Origin of the sequence: Idiomarina zobellii (assembly GCF_900100855.1) — a bacterium.
Lineage (GTDB): Bacteria > Pseudomonadota > Gammaproteobacteria > Enterobacterales > Alteromonadaceae > Idiomarina > Idiomarina zobellii.
This window is the reverse complement of the sequence record NZ_FNCB01000003.1, coordinates 140,765-156,112: the sequence shown is the minus strand read 5'-3', so window position 1 is coordinate 156,112 and position 15,348 is coordinate 140,765. Positions and strand designations below refer to the sequence as shown.

Here is a 15,348-nt window from a genome sequence, read left to right as displayed (position 1 = left end):
GTTGTAATTACCACATAAGCTACAATGTAAATAACTGAGTTTTACTTACTTTATAAAGTTTATATAAATCAATCACTAAAGTTAAATTGGTGTATTTCCTATGGTGGCAAAATGGAATTCTCGTTAAGGCTTGTTAGTCCAAGTTTCGACTCTCAGTTAACAGATACGTTAATTGAGTTAAACCACTTGCGAAAACTGCGCTTGCAAGGAACGACGGCTCCGTGGATTTTTTTTCAACTTAAAGAAATTTTCCATATTTTGGAAAGTGTTGGCTCGGCAAGAATCGAAGGCAACAGAACGACAATTTCTGAATATATTGAAAAGAAAATTGAGAGTAGTGAACGTTCAAATGAACGATTCTCAGAGATTGCTAATGTTGAAGCTGCCATGGACTTTATTGAAGAGAATATTGATGAAGGCTCTGACATTACTCACCATTTTATTCGAGAGTTACACCATTTAGTCGTTGGTGACTTGGGGCGCGAAGGCGATCGAACGCCCGGAGCTTACCGAACTTGGAACGTGGAAATTACTCAATCAAACCACGTTCCACCTGAATCATTTCGGGTGCAGTCTTATATGGATGAACTGGTTGAATTCATCAATGAAAAAAGCGCAGATAAATACGACCTTCTGAAAACGGCACTCGCACACCACCGGTTTACTTGGATCCACCCTTTTGGTAACGGGAATGGCAGAGTTGTTAGGCTGTTGACCTATGCATTACTTATTAAATATGGGTTTAACGTAAAAGACGGCAAGATACTCAATCCAACAGCCGTTTTTTGTAACGATAAAGACTTTTATTATCAGCGACTATCAGATGCAGATACAGGAACAGACGAGTCTTTACTGAGCTGGTGTGATTACGTGCTTACGGGTATTTTGCACGAGGTAACTAAAGTCAATAAGCTTTTGGACTTCAAGCTTCTCTATAAAAAAATTCTGGTGCCGACTCTCGAGCTCGCTATTGAAAGAGGCTATATCAACAGCGAAGAGGCCAGAGTATTGAGTGTGGGGATAAAAAAGCAGCACTTTAAAGCCGGTGAACTGAAAGAGGAATTAGGTGCTTTAAGTGCTCGACAACGAACGCATTTGGTGTCTAAGATGAAAGAATCGGGTTTTATTCGTCCTCTCAAGGAAAATGGGCGTACCTATAGCGTGAGCTTTATGAATAACTTCTTGATGAGAAGCTTAATTCAAGTGTTGGAAAAAGAAGACTTTATTCCGGCAATTAACTAATGTCTTTGTTTTCAAAAAGCCTGGCTAGGCACAGCTATTCAGTTTTTATTTATTCTTCATTTGATGCCTGACTAAATCCTTGTTTCTGGCTAATACTAAACTGAGTACTGGGTCAGTAAATAGGAGACCATTATGAAAAGAGTAGAAGGTAAAGTTGCTATTGTTACCGGTGGCGCGTTGGGTATTGGCCGCGCGGCCTGCCTGGAATTAGCAAAAGAAGGCGCCAAAGTGGCTGTAACTGACATTGCGGACGCCGAAGGGCAAAAAGTCGTTGATGAAATTAAAGGTCTTGGCGGCACTGCTAAATACTGGCATGTCGATACTGCCAGTGAAGACGAAGTAAGTCAGGCGTTTGTAGAGGTCGCGAAGGAATTCGGGTCAATCGATGTTTTAGTCAATAACGCGGACATTGCTGGGGTTAATAAGCCCACCCACGAAATTACCAAAGACGAATGGGACAAAGTCATTAACGTAAACGTCAGTGGTGTTTTCTATTGCACGAAACACGCTATTCCGGCCATGAAAAAAGCCGGTGCAGGGAGCATTATTAACCTCTCATCCATTTATGGAATGATAGGCGCTGCTGACTTACCGCCTTACCATGCCTCTAAAGGTGCGGTCAGGTTAATGAGTAAAAACGACGCACTCATTTACGCCAAAGATAAAATCCGAGTGAATTCAATACATCCGGGCTTTATTTGGACGCCACTTGTTGAGCAACTGGGTAAAGAGTCAGCTGAAGGAGTCGATGCGTTTAGAAAACAGTTGGATAGCTTACACCCGATTGGCCATGTTGGAGCGCCTGAAGACATTGCTTACGGTGTGTTGTATTTGGCGTCTGACGAGTCCAAGTTTGTGACCGGAACGGAGTTAGTGATAGATGGCGGTTATACCGCGCAGTAACATTGCTCGGGTTAGAAATAGGCGTCTGGCTGAAACTTAAAAGCTATCTTGTAAATATTTTGATCTGCCTTATTCTAGGGCTATACAAGTTATAAAACTAAGGCGCTTATTTGCGAAACTTCATTCCCTTTGTCTTACTACTGCTGCTTGTAATGCCAGCCACTGCGCAAGACGTTGTCTTGAAGGTGGGGGTATACCATAACCCGCCGAAAATCATGTTCGATGAAGATGGCGACTTAAGTGGTATTCATGCTGACTTACTGACGGTTATTGCGGAGCGTCATGGCTGGCAGCTCATTCCCGTGGAATGCGACTGGGATGAATGCTTGCGGCAGCTGGAAAGTGGCGACATCGATATAATGCCGGATGTTGCCAAAACAACTGCACGCAACGAATGGATGTCCTTTCATAGTGAGCACGCGCTGCTCAATTGGTCACAAATTTATGCCGATGAAAAAGAAGGCATTACCAGCGTTCTCGACCTGGATAACAAAAAGGTTGCCGTGCTCAGAGGCTCGGTTCAGCAAGAGTATTTGAGCGATATTATCGCTAGTTTTGAACTATCGACTGAATTGCTGCCAGTTAACTCCTTTACTGAAGGTTTTGAAGCCGTTAATAACCAAGAAGCTGATGCGGTAGCAACGAACCAGTTTTTTGGGAATCAGCAAGTTGCGACCCGAAAAATTGAAATGACGCCCATTATGTTTTTACCTAATAAGTTGTACTTTGCTATGCGTCAAGGTAAAGGGAGCGCGGTGCTGGATATTATCGATCGTGATATTCGCCAGCTAAAAGCCAATAATCAATCTGACTACTACCAAATCATTAAAAACTGGAGCTCGAAGCAACAGCCCCTCCGTATTCCGACTTATTTCTGGTGGTTACTTGGGCTGTTAGTGCTGGCACTATGTATTGGTCTGCTATTTAATTACGAATTGCGCAAAAAGGTCCGTGAGAAAACGTCTGAGTTAAAAGAGAATAAACAGCGACTGGACATTATTTTAAGTAGCGTCGATGCGTATATTTTTATTAAAAACACCGAACTACGCTACGAATACGTGAATCAGCGAGTGATTGATCTGTTTGGCATGGACGCGGCCGATATTATCGGAAAGGATGATTACGATTTATTTGATAAAATGACAGCCGACGAGCTTGTCGAATTGGACAAAAAAGTACTCTCTACCCGCGAACGTTCCGCGCAGGCCGAGGTGAATTATCTACCGGGTGATAAAACGCCACACCATTATTGGTCGGTGAAAGTGCCTTTATACAACGCTAAAGATGAGTTGGTGGGTATTTGCGGTATTTCCACCGATGTCTCCGAATACAAGCAAATGAAAGAAGAGCTGGATTCTTTGGCGTATTTTGACCCGCTTACAGGGCTTGGCAATAGACGCTTTATGCTAGATAGGCTACGCCAGGGGTTAAAGCGTTATGCGAAAGAGCAAAGTGACGGCGCGTTAATTCTGCTCGATATCGATCACTTTAAGCAGTTGAATGATAGGCGAGGTCACGGAATTGGCGACGAACTGTTGATTCAATTTGGACAACGTTTGGAACAAGAGTTACGGCAGCAAGATGACGCGGGGCGTTTGAATTCTGATGAGTTTATGGTGTTTTTACAGCAACCCCGTAATGGCAATTATGTCATGGTGGAAGAGCTGAGAGAACGCCTCACGACCTTGTTGAATAAGTTGACTGCACCTTATGTACTGGATGGGGAAGAAGAGCAAGTGTCTGTCAGCATGGGCGTTGTGTTGTTGTCAGATGCCGCTTCCGAGAAAGAGATATTACAAGCCGTTGACTTGGCATTAACTCAGGCAAAAGAAGCAAGCGGGCCGCACTTGCAGTTCTTTAATGCTGGTTTGCAGAGACGTTTTGCGCACCAGCAGGCATTGTTGTCTGCATTAAGAAAAGCGATAACTGAGGAAGCACTGCAAGTCTATTATCAACCTCAGTACGAACGTATGAGCGGCTCGAATCAAATAACGTGCATGGGTTACGAAGCGTTAGTGCGCTGGCATGATGACGAATTAGGTTGGGTATCGCCGGGTGAGTTTATTCCGCTGGCGGAAAGTGAGGGGTTAATGCGCAGTGTGCATAAGCTCGTAGTAAAAAAGGTACTAGCGGATACACCAACGTTGCAAACTTTGAACCCAGAGAAACCAGTGCGAGTAGCTATTAACGTGAGTGCTAGTCAGTTTAAGCACAGTAAGTTCGTTGATGACATGAACCAACAAATGAAAGTTGCCGGGGTATCAGGGTCTGCCATTGAGTTGGAAATTACAGAGAGTTTACTCATTGATGATATTGAGCAAACGGCTAAAACCATGCACGAGCTGAAAGAATCAGGCATCACATTCGCTTTGGATGACTTTGGAACGGGCTATGCGTCGCTGGGTTACTTAAAAGAACTGCCGTTGAATCGCCTTAAAATCGATCAGTCGTTTGTGCAGGATCTCACACAAGACAGAAACGATACAGCAATAGTACAAACGATTTTAGCCTTGGGGCGAAGCCTTGAGATGGAGGTTATTGCCGAAGGTATTGAAACCGAAGAGCAGTTAGTAACACTTGAAAAGCTTGGCTGTTCGCAATTCCAGGGGTTTTATTTTTCTCTCCCCGAGCCCTTGGATGCATTAACGAATGCAAAGGAAACGACATAATGTTGGTCTCTTTTCTGTGTAACTCAATAGTTGTGGGCTTAGCGGTATTGTTCCATTACGAGGCGTTAAATCGTATTGGTTGGCTAATCACTCATATACGACTTTTCACGCAAATCCGCATCATGTTTGGTGTCTTTCTCGCACTTACCGCCCATACCGTTGAGGTCGCTATTTTTGCGGTCGCTTATTACCTGATGCACCATCGAGATGGCTTTGGCGATTTAACAGGCAATTTTGACGGCAGCTTTTTGGACTCGCTGTATTTTTCCTTTACGGTTTTTACTACTGTCGGCTTCGGTGACATAGAGCCAAACGGAGCGTTACGCTTTTTAACTGGCATTGAAAGTTTAACGGGCCTTGTTCTTATTACCTGGACGGCATCTTTCCTGTACGTTGAAATGCAGCGCTACTGGCATCGATAGCCGAAAAGATAACTGAAACATTTGTTAACAGAAGCTGGCTTCTCTCGGTATGTAAAGCGGTGTATCTTTATGGGTAGGCATGGCAGCTTGAGATACTAAAATTATGATGCAGGAAACATTAAAAGTTCTGGTAGTTGATGACGACGCACGGCTTCGTAGCTTGCTTGAGCGCTATTTAACGGAGCAAAACTTTATCGTTCGCGTTGCGCAGGACTCTGACCAGATGGACCGTTTACTGACGCGTGAAAACTTCCATTTGATGGTGCTTGACCTCATGCTGCCCGGAGAAGATGGCCTTTCTATTTGTAAGCGTTTGCGTAACGAAGGTAATAATATTCCCGTCATTATGCTGACAGCCAAAGGCGACGAAGTTGATCGCATTATTGGTTTGGAGCTGGGAGCGGATGACTACCTTGCAAAACCCTTTAACCCGCGTGAATTATTAGCACGTATTCGAGCGGTATTACGCCGTCGTGGCTCAGAAGCTCCTGGCGCTCCGTCGCAGGAAGATCAAGAAGTCGAGTTTGGTGAGTTTCGGCTTAACCTGGGCACTCGCGAAATGTTTCATGGCGATACACCCATGCCGTTGACCAGTGGTGAATTCGCGGTACTTAAAGCCTTAGTGACTCATGCCCGCCAGCCGTTGTCTCGTGACAAACTCATGCACTTGGCGCGCGGCCGTGACTACAGCGCACTTGAGCGTTCTATCGATGTGCAGGTATCACGGTTACGCCGTATGCTGGAAGAAGACCCTACTAAGCCACGCTACATTCAAACGGTGTGGGGGCTCGGCTATGTATTTGTGCCCGACGGCAAACTGAAAAACTAATGAAGTTGTTTCCAAAGTCTGCGTTTGCCAGAACGGTTGCGCTGCTTGCTCTTATCTTGCTAATAAACCAAGTCGTTTCTTACGTCATGGTTAGTAACTATGTGGTTAAGCCTTCTATTGAGCAAATTAATGAGCTCGTCGCTAAGCACATTCGTACGATGTTTATCCCTCGCCAACATTCGCCTGAAACCGAGCGAGAGCTTATCGAACGCTATCGGGAAGAAACGGGTATTGAGATATTCAATGATCTAGAAGCCAGAGAAAATGGTCTGACTAACTCAACGTACTACGGCTACCTGTCAGATGATATGAGTAACATGTTAGACGGCGAAGCTATTGTGCGCGTATCTCAGGGCAATGAGTTTTTTATCTGGGTGAAGCCGCCAAAAGCTCCGGACTTTTGGATACGAGTGCCTTTAGAAAGTATGCAAAAAGGGCAGTTTTCACCACTAATTATGTATTTGCTGCTTATTGGCGTGTCGAGCGTTTTAGGGGGAATGCTGTTTGCGAACTGGTTAAACCGACCGTTAAAAGCACTGGAAGAATCGGCACGTAAAGTTGGTAGAGGCGAGTTTCCTGAACAGCTACAAGAGAAAGGCGCTAGCGAAGTGATGGCTGTGACCCGGGCGTTTAACCATATGTCAAAAGGCATTCGTGAGCTGGAAAACGATCGCAACCTTCTGATGGCGGGGGTTTCCCACGATTTACGCACACCGCTGACACGCATTCGATTGGCGGCAGAAATGATGCCCGAAGACGATACGCTGGCGCAGGGCATTGTTGAAGACATCGATGATATGAACGACATTATCGATCAGTTCATTGACTATGTTCGCCTCGATCAACAAGAGAAAAGCAGCCGAGAGTCATTGAATGAGCTGATAGAGCAAACGGTTGCCAATGTACCTGACAGTTGGGAAAAGAACTTTGAACTGGCGTTGGGTAACTTACCGTTAGTTTGGCTGCGGCCTTTGTCTATGAAGCGCGTCATTGTGAACTTACTGGAAAACGCAGAACGTTACGGTAAGCAAAACGTATTAGTCAGTTCCGGATACAATAAAAAACAAAAAAGTGTATGGTTTAGTGTCAGCGATGATGGCCCTGGCATTCCCGAAGAGCAACAAGCGAAGTTATTTCAGCCCTTTATGCAGGGCGATAAAGCTCGCGGTGGCGTGGGCTCCGGGCTGGGCTTGGCAATTATTAAGCGTATTGTTGACCGTCACGATGGTTGTATAACATTAAAAAACCGCCCGGAAGGCGGTTTGTGTGTGCGTATTGAGTTACCTCTGCAGGCGGTTTCAAAAGTTACAAAGCAAGCCGATTAATACCATTCAAGGCAGCTACTCGATACGCTTCTGCCATGGTTGGGTAGTTAAACGTGGTATTCACAAAGTAGTCGATAGTGTTGCCGCCGTTTTTCTGCTCCATAATAGCCTGACCAATGTGAACAATTTCCGATGCTCGTTCACCAAAGCAGTGCAGCCCCAATAACTCACGAGTCTCACGATGAAAGAGTAGCTTCAGGCAACCGACGTCAGCTCCGGAGATTTGAGCACGAGCCAGGTGTTTGAATTGAGCCCGACCGACTTCATAAGGCACTTTCATTTCGGTTAATTCTTCTTCCGTTTTACCGACTGAGCTAATTTCAGGAATGGTGTAAATGCCCGTGGGTATATCACTGACTAAGGCTTTGTCACTTTCGCCATTAATAATAGCTGACGCACAAATACGGCCTTGATCATACGCCGCGCTGGCTAGGCTTGGGTAACCAATAATATCGCCCACGGCATAAATGTTGTCGACCGCGGTTTGGTAGTTTTCATTCACTTCCAGTTGGCCACGGTAGTTCGGCTCAAGTCCTACAACATCACAGCTTAAATCTTCAATATTACCGGAACGGCCGTTGGCAAAGAGCAGGCAGTCTGCCGCCATAGTCTTACCCGACTTAGTTTTCAGAACCACTTTGTCGTCGTAGCCGGTAATGCTTTCATACTCTTCGTTATGGCGAATAACGACGCCGCTGTTACGCAAGTGATAACTTAGCGCGTCGGATATCTCCGCATCTAAGAACGAAAGTAGTCGGTCGCGTTGGTTTATCAGGTCGACTTTAACGCCCATGCCGCGGAAAATACTGGCGTACTCACTACCGACAACACCGGCACCATAAATTAAAATGGTTTTTGGTTCGTGCGACAGTGACAAGACTTTGTCAGAGTCATAAATACGTGGGTGATCAAAGTCGATATCTGCCGGGTGATACGGGCGCGAGCCTGACGCAATAACCACGTGCTGCGTAATAAGGTCGTCGACGGAGCCGTCGAGCTTAGTCACACGAATACGGTTTTTGTCTAAAAATGACGCCGTACCGTGTACAACAGTAACCCCGTTACGGTCATAAAAAGAGCTGCGCAATTTCACTTGCTTGCGAATAACAGACTCTGCGTAGTGCAGAATATGACTAAAGGTCATGCCGCTTTGCCAGCCCGGGCCTGAGAACAGTGGGTTATTGTTGTATTCAATGAGTCGGCTAACCGAGTGACGCAATGCTTTAGAAGGAATGGTTCCCCAGTGAGTACAGCCGCCGCCCAGCGCTTTATGACGCTCGACAATGGCGACGTTATAACCACTTTTGGCAAGTTGCATTGCGGCGCCTTCACCGCCGGGCCCCGTACCTATTACAACAACATCAAATTCAGTTTCCGTCTCGGGTTTTTGGCCTGTCATAATGCTCACTTCTATATTCGCTACAATGGCTTGAATACTAGCACTCATTCTAAAAACCGTAAATTCAGACTGTTTTCTGTACGCAGAGTCGTTATAGTAAAGAGAGACAATGACTTGGATGGTTGTATGACAAAGAAGCAAGTCCCTCAAATTTTATCCCGTCGCGTGGTGGCGCAAAGTCGGCTTTTGCGCATTGAAGCGGTTGATTTAAAGTTCAGCAACGGAGAACTGCGCCAGTTTGAGCGCATGAAAGGCAGCGGTCGTGGTGCCGTTATGATTGTGCCTTGTCTCGACGAAAATACGTTGTTGCTTATTCGTGAATACGCAGCTGGCTCACACGATTACCAACTGGGCTTCCCAAAAGGGCTGATTGACCCGGGAGAAACGCCGGAAGAAGCGGCGCAGCGAGAGTTAAAAGAAGAAGTGGGCTATGGTAGCCATAATCTGGAGTTTTTAACGGAAGTATCGATGGCCCCGCAGTTCTTCTCAGCAAAAATGCATATATTCGTGGCAACCGACCTTTATCCTGAAAGTTTGCCCGGCGATGAGCCGGAGCCTCTGGAAAAGGTCACCTGGGCGGTAGATGATGCAGACAACTTATTAACTCAGCCGGATTTTACTGAAGCTAGAAGTGTGGCAGCGCTATTAATGCTACTGAGAAAGCGAGGGCAGTCAGCCAATGCTTGAGACACTCAAAGCTATCGCGAAAGAAGCCGGCGAAGTCATTATGACCATGTACGAGCGCCGTGACTACAAAACCTCGGAAAAACACGATGATTCCCCGGTGACGACCGCGGATATCATCGCCAGTGAACTGATTGAAGACCGGTTAAAACAGCATTTCCCTCACATTCCGGTGTTGTCAGAGGAAAGTGACCACGAGAATTACAACGAGCGGCGCAAATGGTCGTCGTATTTTCTCATCGACCCTATCGACGGTACGCAAGAGTTTATTGCGCGCTCCGGTGACTTCGCCGTTAATATTGCCTACGTGTCTAATAACGAGCCTGAAATGGGCGTCATTTTTTGGCCGGTTGGTGAGGCAATCTATTACGCAGAAAAAGGCCGTGGCGCTTATAAAGAAGATGCTGTCGAGCGGCAGAAAATTTCGGTGCGTCAGCTGCAAAACCCGGAATCTGACCCTTTGATTATTGCCATAAGCCGCCGTCAGGCACGGGAGCCGGTGTTAAGCCGTATGCAAACACAGCGTGATATTCAGCCACTACCAACAGGCAGTTGTTCCTTAAAGTCGTGCTTTATTGCCGAGGGCAAAGCTGATTGCTTTTTACGACTAGGGCCGACCGGAGAGTGGGACACAGCCGCCTCGCAAGTGATTGTTAGTGAGGCGGGAGGTCGTATTGTAAATGAGAACTTTGAGCCGATAACTTACAACCGAACGGTCAGTTTGCTGAACCCAAATTTTTTAGTGTTGGGTGACCAAAATGTTCCCTGGGAAGAGGTGTTTATTGCTCGTCGTCCGCGTTTCCGGTGACGCTGTCTTTGGGCACTACGTCGACGCTTTCGTGTAGCTCCGAGAAAACAATAACGGCTTCACCGCTTTTCACCTGCTTTCGGAGTTGCTCGACTTTGGCGTCAAACGACATTTCCTGCGAGCCGTAGTCGGTGCCTTCACGCAGCACCACGGACTCAAGCAGGTTGTTCAAGGTTTCAGTGTCCACTTCTTGCCATGGAATAATCATAAGTACTCCTGTTTAGTCGTTCTCTGACTGAAGCTCTTCGGTCAACTCGGTCAGTGACTCTTCTGCTTCCATCCAGGTTTCTTCTAATTCACTCAGCTCTTTTTGCGCCGCCGTTTGCTTGTCTAACAATGCCTGTAAGTCAGCTTTGCGGTCGTCGTTATAAAGACTGTTATCGGACAGCTGGTCATGCAGATCAGCTAATTCGTTTTCTAAGATCTGTATGCTTTTTTCGGCTTTTTCAATGGTCTGGCGCAGGGGCTTAGTCTTTTGACGCATTTCCGCTTCTTTGCGCTTTTGTTCTTTGCGGTTATCGCGCTGACGACTAGGCGCTGTTTGCTCTGAGCGTTTGTCACTGGCGGCACGCTCCTGCAACCAGGCATGATAAGCATCTAAGTCGCCATCGAAGGTCTCCGCCTTTTTATCGGCCACCAGACAAAACTCATCGACCGTCGTGCGCAGCAGGTGGCGGTCGTGCGACACCACAATTAAAGCACCTTCGTATTCTTGTAAGGCCGCAACCAGAGCGTCGCGAAGCCCTAAATCTAAATGGTTGGTAGGCTCATCGAGCAGCAATAAATTAGGTCGCTGATAAATAATGAGCGCCAACGCTAAACGCGCTTTTTCACCCCCGGACATAGGTTCAACCGGGCGTGTTGCATGGTCACCGGAGAACCCGAAACCACCCAAAAAGTCCCGTAGTTTTTGTTCGCTGGCAGCGCTGTCCATACGCTGCAAATGCAACAGCGCCGATGCTGACATATCCAGAGTTTCCAGCTGATGCTGTGCAAAATAACCAATACGCAAGCCTGGGTTCGCAATACGCTCGCCGGCCATGGGCTCAAGCTCGCCGGCAAGGAGTTTAATTAATGTCGACTTACCCGCACCATTACGGCCGAGAAGCCCTAAGCGCGTGCCCGGCACCAAGTTCAGCTTAATATGTTCAAGAATGGTGGTGTCGCCGTAACCGGCTTTTGCATCGCGGAGTGTCAGTAATGGGTTCGGCAGCTTTTCCGGCTCTAAAAAGTGAAAATCGACACCGCTTTCAGCACGAAGAGGCGCCTGCGTTGGTAATTTTTCAATGGCCTTCAAGCGGCTTTGCGCCTGCTTAGCTTTACTGGCTTTATAGCGAAAACGGTCAACGTACTTTTGCAAGTGCTGGCGCATGACCTGCGCTTTCTCAAATTCACTTTGCTGCTGGGCTAAATGCTCAGCGCGCTGGCGTTCAAATTGAGAGTAGTTGCCTTTATAGGTATTCAGCTTGTTATGTTCAATGTGCACAATATCCGTGGTGACAGAGTCGAGAAAGTCACGGTCGTGCGAAATAAGAATCAGCGTTCCTTCGTACTGTTTCAGCCAACCTTCCAGCCAGAATATCGCATCGACGTCGAGGTGGTTGGTTGGCTCATCGAGCAGCATTAAATCAGCTCGGGCTATCAGTGCTTGCGCCAGGTTTAAACGCATACGCCAGCCACCGGAAAAGGCTTTCACTGGTTGTTGCAGTTGCGATTGTGTAAATCCCAGCCCGGCCATTAGTGAGGCCGTGCGAGCTTGTATATCGTAAGCTCCAATAGCCGCCAGTTTATCGTGGCAGTGCGCAATTTGTTCGCCGTTGTTAGAAGCTTCCGCGGTGGCCAGTTGTTCTTCCAACGCGCGAAACTCTGTGTCCCCGTCCATGACATAATCAATCGCGGACTTCTCGAGTGCAGGAGTATCCTGTGCGACGCTGGCTATGCGCCACTCTGCGGGTACGTGTAAGTCGCCCGTGTCAGCATGCAGCTCGCCCCGCAACATTGAAAACAGTGACGACTTACCGCAGCCGTTGCGGCCCACCAGACCCACTTTGTGGCCGGGGAAAACTTGTAAGTCACTGTCCTCAAATAAAACATCGCCACCACGCATTAGGCTGATGCTTTGCGCTCGAATCATAAATCACTCTGCGTTATCATTAGTTACGTTGAAGCCAATTCTAACACAGGAGTTGTCGTGGCTAGACAAAAGAAACGATTTATCGCTGGCGCAGTGTGCCCCAAATGTGAGGCCATGGACACGCTCATGTTGTTTATCGAAAACGATATTGAGCAGGTAGAATGCGTGCAGTGCAAGCACCGCTTTAGCGAACCTAAAGAGCAGGGCGGTGGCAGCGAGCGTCAGTTTGATCAGGTCATTGGTGTTTTCAAACCCGATTAGGCGTCGCGGGGTAGGCCTTTTTCTACCGCACGCACCAATCGTTTCAGCTGTTTGGTAACCTCTGCAACACCGGTGCGCTGACGCTCCAATGCCCAGTCAATGTGCTCTCGCACCATATCGGTTACGCCTTCGGTTTTATTCTCAAGCGCTTCTATAATGGCGGCATCTGAGGGCGCGTTGCCTAAAGCCACGGCCAGGTTCCGCAGCCAGCATTCGTAGCCTATGCGACGAATGGGGGAGCCTTGTAAATTGTCCAGAAACTGCTGTTCAGTCCAGGCCCAAAGCTCGAGTAACTGTGGCGAGTGCAGTTCTTGTCTGGGACTAAAGTCGTCTTCATCGGTGAGTTGGGCGTAGCGGTTCCACGGGCAAATGAGCTGACAGTCGTCACAGCCGTAAATACGATTACCAATAAGCGGGCGAAACTCTTCAGGAATGGCGCCGCGCAGCTCAATGGTTAAATAAGAAATACAACGCCGTGCGTCCAGCTCATAGGGAGCGACAATGGCTTGAGTCGGACAGATGGTCATACAGGCCGTGCAGCTGCCGCAACCTTCCTCAACAGGCTCATCGACCGGTAGTGGCAGGTTAATTAAAAGCTCACCTAAGAAAAACCAGGAGCCACTATCTTTGTCTAAAATAAGGGTGTGTTTACCGGTCCAGCCTAGCCCGGCCTTTTCCGCTAACGGCCTTTCCATAATGGGGGCTGAGTCAACAAAGGGCCGAAAGTCGGCGCCGTCAAACTCTGACTGTATTCGGTCACCCAGTTGTTTTAAGCGTTTACGCATGAGTTTGTGGTAGTCCCGCCCTAATGCATAACGGGAAATATAGCCTTTGCTGCCATCTTTTAGCGTCTTTGCAAAGCCGGCTTCAACGGGTAGGTAGTTCATACGCACGGAAATCGCTCTGACCGAGCCCGGATGCAGCTCCGCCGGACGCGCCCGCAGCATGCCATGGCGTTCCATAAAGTCCATTTCGCCGTGATAGCCATTGTCCAGCCACTGCTGTAAAGTGGCTTCATGTTTACTAAGATCTAAGTCAGTAATACCCACTTTTTGAAAACCCAGCTCGGCACCCCAACGCTTAATATCATCGGCCAGCTGTTGATAGTTAATGGAATTGGACATGGTCAGGAGTAGCTATGACGGCAATTGATAACGTCAGTTTAGCACAACGCGTGTACACCGTGGAACAGGTACAAAAAGGCGAAAAACCAGCGGCTGAAGCGTGCTCAATAAGCATGATGCAACTAATGTCTGCTGCCGGAGCAGCTGTGTTTAAACACTTACAGCAGGATGTAAAAGCACCGGCGAAAATGGCGGTATGCTGTGGTGAGGGTAACAATGGCGGCGACGGTTATATTATCGCTCGACTGGCACAGGAAGCTGGGTATCAGGTAGACGTGTTTGCCCTGTCACCGAACAAGACTATTTCGTCCAAAACGGACAATAATGCGGAGCGCGCACGTTTGGCCTGGCGTGACAGTGGAGGTCAGGAAAAGGCGGTTAATGATTGTGAACCGCAGCGTTACGATATAGTTGTCGATGCGCTTTTCGGCGTTGGCCTTAACCGCGCCCTTGAAGGCGCTGCGGCTGCGCTTGTCCATACCTTAAATGAGGCTTCTGCAAAGGTTCTGGCGGTGGATGTCCCTTCAGGTCTGAATGCGGATACGGGCTCAGTGCCGGGAGTCGCCGCTCACGCCTACAAAACGGTGTGTTTAGTTGCTCATAAACGAGGGCTGTTAACGGGGAAAGCAAAGAATCATGTTGGGCAGTTAGTGTTGGAAGACCTGGGTATTGGTGATGCGTTTGCGAAACAAAGCAAAGCCACCTATGTGAGAGTGACGACAGAGCACATTCAAAATTGGCTGCCACGAAGACAGCCCTGTGAACACAAAGGCGATAATGGTCATGTCCTTATCGTTGGTGGTCAGCCGGGCATGTCTGGGGCTGTTGTGCTGGCAATGCAAGCGGCACTGCGCTGCGGTGCCGGTAAGGTGTCGGTGGCCTGCCACCCTGAGGTTCAGGCGATGGTTGCTGCTGCCCAACCTGAAGCTATGGTGCGCGCCGTAAGCTCTCAGAAAGACTTACAGGCAATGATGGAGCTGGCGAACGTTATAGCCTTAGGCCCGGGACTTGGGCAAAGCGAATGGTCGCGAGAGGTTTTCAGCTGGGTGGCAGACCATTGCATTAACACTAACAAAGCTTGGGTTATTGATGCCGACGGGCTGAATATTTTGGCCGCTCATGAACAAAAAGAAAGGCTTGGCTCGCGAGTGATATTGACCCCGCATCCAGGTGAAGCCGCTCGATTATTAAATATTGACTCAAATAAGGTAGAATCCGACCGCTTTTCGGCATTAAATGCGCTGCGTGATAACTACGAAGCGCAAATTTTATTAAAAGGCGCCGGTTCGCTAGTGACCAGCGACGCAGGGCAGTTTATTCTGGATGCCGGCAGTCCGGCAATGGCCAGTGGTGGTATGGGCGACTTGCTGACTGGTCTGGTAAGCGGCTTAGTTGCACAAGGTATGCCTGAAGCCGAAGCCGTAGTTGCGGCAGGTATATGGCATGGCAGAGCCGGAGAATTAGCGGGCAACGAAGGTGAACGGGGAACCTTAGCTTCAGATTTGTTGCCATACATACGTCAATTAGTGAATGGAAAAATAACGTAAA

General features: G+C 47.9%; 14 protein-coding genes. 10 read left to right on the top strand and 4 right to left on the bottom strand.

The window, feature by feature from the left end; all coding sequences use genetic code 11:
* The first annotated feature begins 111 nt into the window (after positions 1–111).
* The 6 genes from BLT32_RS04750 (at position 112) to envZ (ending at position 7,390) form a co-directional block, all read left to right on the top strand.
* The gene (locus BLT32_RS04750; protein WP_053953145.1) at positions 112–1,242 is read left to right on the top strand and encodes a Fic family protein; all 1,131 of its coding nucleotides are present in this window, start codon (positions 112–114) and stop codon (positions 1,240–1,242) included.
* A gap of 132 nt (positions 1,243–1,374) precedes the next feature.
* Positions 1,375–2,145: an SDR family NAD(P)-dependent oxidoreductase gene (locus tag BLT32_RS04745; protein WP_053953144.1), complete on the top strand. Its 771-nt coding sequence runs from the start codon at positions 1,375–1,377 to the stop codon at positions 2,143–2,145.
* A 152-nt stretch (positions 2,146–2,297) separates the two neighbouring features.
* Positions 2,298–4,814 (top strand): EAL domain-containing protein, encoded by a 2,517-nt coding sequence (locus BLT32_RS04740; RefSeq protein ID WP_235443958.1) that lies wholly within the window; start codon positions 2,298–2,300, stop codon positions 4,812–4,814.
* Positions 4,814–5,236, top strand: a complete 423-nt coding sequence (locus tag BLT32_RS04735) for a potassium channel family protein (protein WP_053953142.1) — start codon at positions 4,814–4,816, stop codon at positions 5,234–5,236. The genes BLT32_RS04740 and BLT32_RS04735 overlap by 1 nt, the downstream gene beginning before the upstream one ends.
* Positions 5,237–5,339: 103 nt before the next feature.
* Positions 5,340–6,065: an osmolarity response regulator transcription factor OmpR gene (gene ompR, locus BLT32_RS04730; RefSeq protein WP_143020940.1), complete on the top strand. Its 726-nt coding sequence runs from the start codon at positions 5,340–5,342 to the stop codon at positions 6,063–6,065.
* Positions 6,065–7,390 carry a two-component system sensor histidine kinase EnvZ gene (envZ, locus tag BLT32_RS04725; RefSeq protein ID WP_053953140.1) on the top strand — a complete coding sequence of 442 codons (1,326 nt, stop codon included), beginning with the start codon at positions 6,065–6,067 and terminating at the stop codon, positions 7,388–7,390. The genes ompR and envZ overlap by 1 nt, the downstream gene beginning before the upstream one ends.
* On the opposite strand, the gene sthA is transcribed toward envZ, so the two are convergent.
* Positions 7,371–8,789, bottom strand: coding sequence for a Si-specific NAD(P)(+) transhydrogenase (gene sthA, locus BLT32_RS04720; RefSeq protein ID WP_053953252.1), 1,419 nt, complete (start codon positions 8,787–8,789; stop codon positions 7,371–7,373). The two genes, envZ and sthA, sit on opposite strands and share 20 nt — an antisense overlap.
* A 126-nt stretch (positions 8,790–8,915) precedes the next feature.
* Between sthA and nudE the strand changes: the two genes are divergently transcribed.
* Both nudE and cysQ read left to right on the top strand, forming a co-directional pair.
* The gene (nudE, locus tag BLT32_RS04715; RefSeq protein WP_053953139.1) at positions 8,916–9,476 is read left to right on the top strand and encodes an ADP compounds hydrolase NudE; all 561 of its coding nucleotides are present in this window, start codon (positions 8,916–8,918) and stop codon (positions 9,474–9,476) included.
* Entirely contained in the window at positions 9,469–10,281 is an 813-nt protein-coding gene (gene cysQ / locus BLT32_RS04710; protein ID WP_053953138.1) for a 3'(2'),5'-bisphosphate nucleotidase CysQ, read from the top strand. The genes nudE and cysQ overlap by 8 nt, the downstream gene beginning before the upstream one ends.
* On the opposite strand, the gene BLT32_RS04705 is transcribed toward cysQ, so the two are convergent.
* Positions 10,253–10,489, bottom strand: coding sequence for a YheU family protein (locus BLT32_RS04705; protein ID WP_053953137.1), 237 nt, complete (start codon positions 10,487–10,489; stop codon positions 10,253–10,255). The two genes, cysQ and BLT32_RS04705, sit on opposite strands and share 29 nt — an antisense overlap.
* A 12-nt stretch (positions 10,490–10,501) precedes the next feature.
* A complete protein-coding gene (locus BLT32_RS04700) occupies positions 10,502–12,415 on the bottom strand; it encodes an ATP-binding cassette domain-containing protein (RefSeq protein WP_053953136.1) in 1,914 nt (637 codons plus the stop codon).
* Between the two features lie 57 nt (positions 12,416–12,472).
* Here BLT32_RS04700 and BLT32_RS04695 point away from each other — a divergent pair, with 57 nt between their 5' ends.
* Entirely contained in the window at positions 12,473–12,676 is a 204-nt protein-coding gene (locus BLT32_RS04695; RefSeq protein WP_053953135.1) for a YheV family putative zinc ribbon protein, read from the top strand.
* On the opposite strand, the gene queG is transcribed toward BLT32_RS04695, so the two are convergent.
* Positions 12,673–13,800 carry a tRNA epoxyqueuosine(34) reductase QueG gene (queG, locus tag BLT32_RS04690; protein WP_053953134.1) on the bottom strand — a complete coding sequence of 376 codons (1,128 nt, stop codon included), beginning with the start codon at positions 13,798–13,800 and terminating at the stop codon, positions 12,673–12,675. The genes BLT32_RS04695 and queG overlap by 4 nt on opposite strands.
* 14 nt (positions 13,801–13,814) lie before the next feature.
* Between queG and BLT32_RS04685 the strand changes: the two genes are divergently transcribed.
* Entirely contained in the window at positions 13,815–15,347 is a 1,533-nt protein-coding gene (locus BLT32_RS04685) for an NAD(P)H-hydrate dehydratase (RefSeq protein WP_053953133.1), read from the top strand.
* Position 15,348 lies beyond the last annotated feature (1 nt).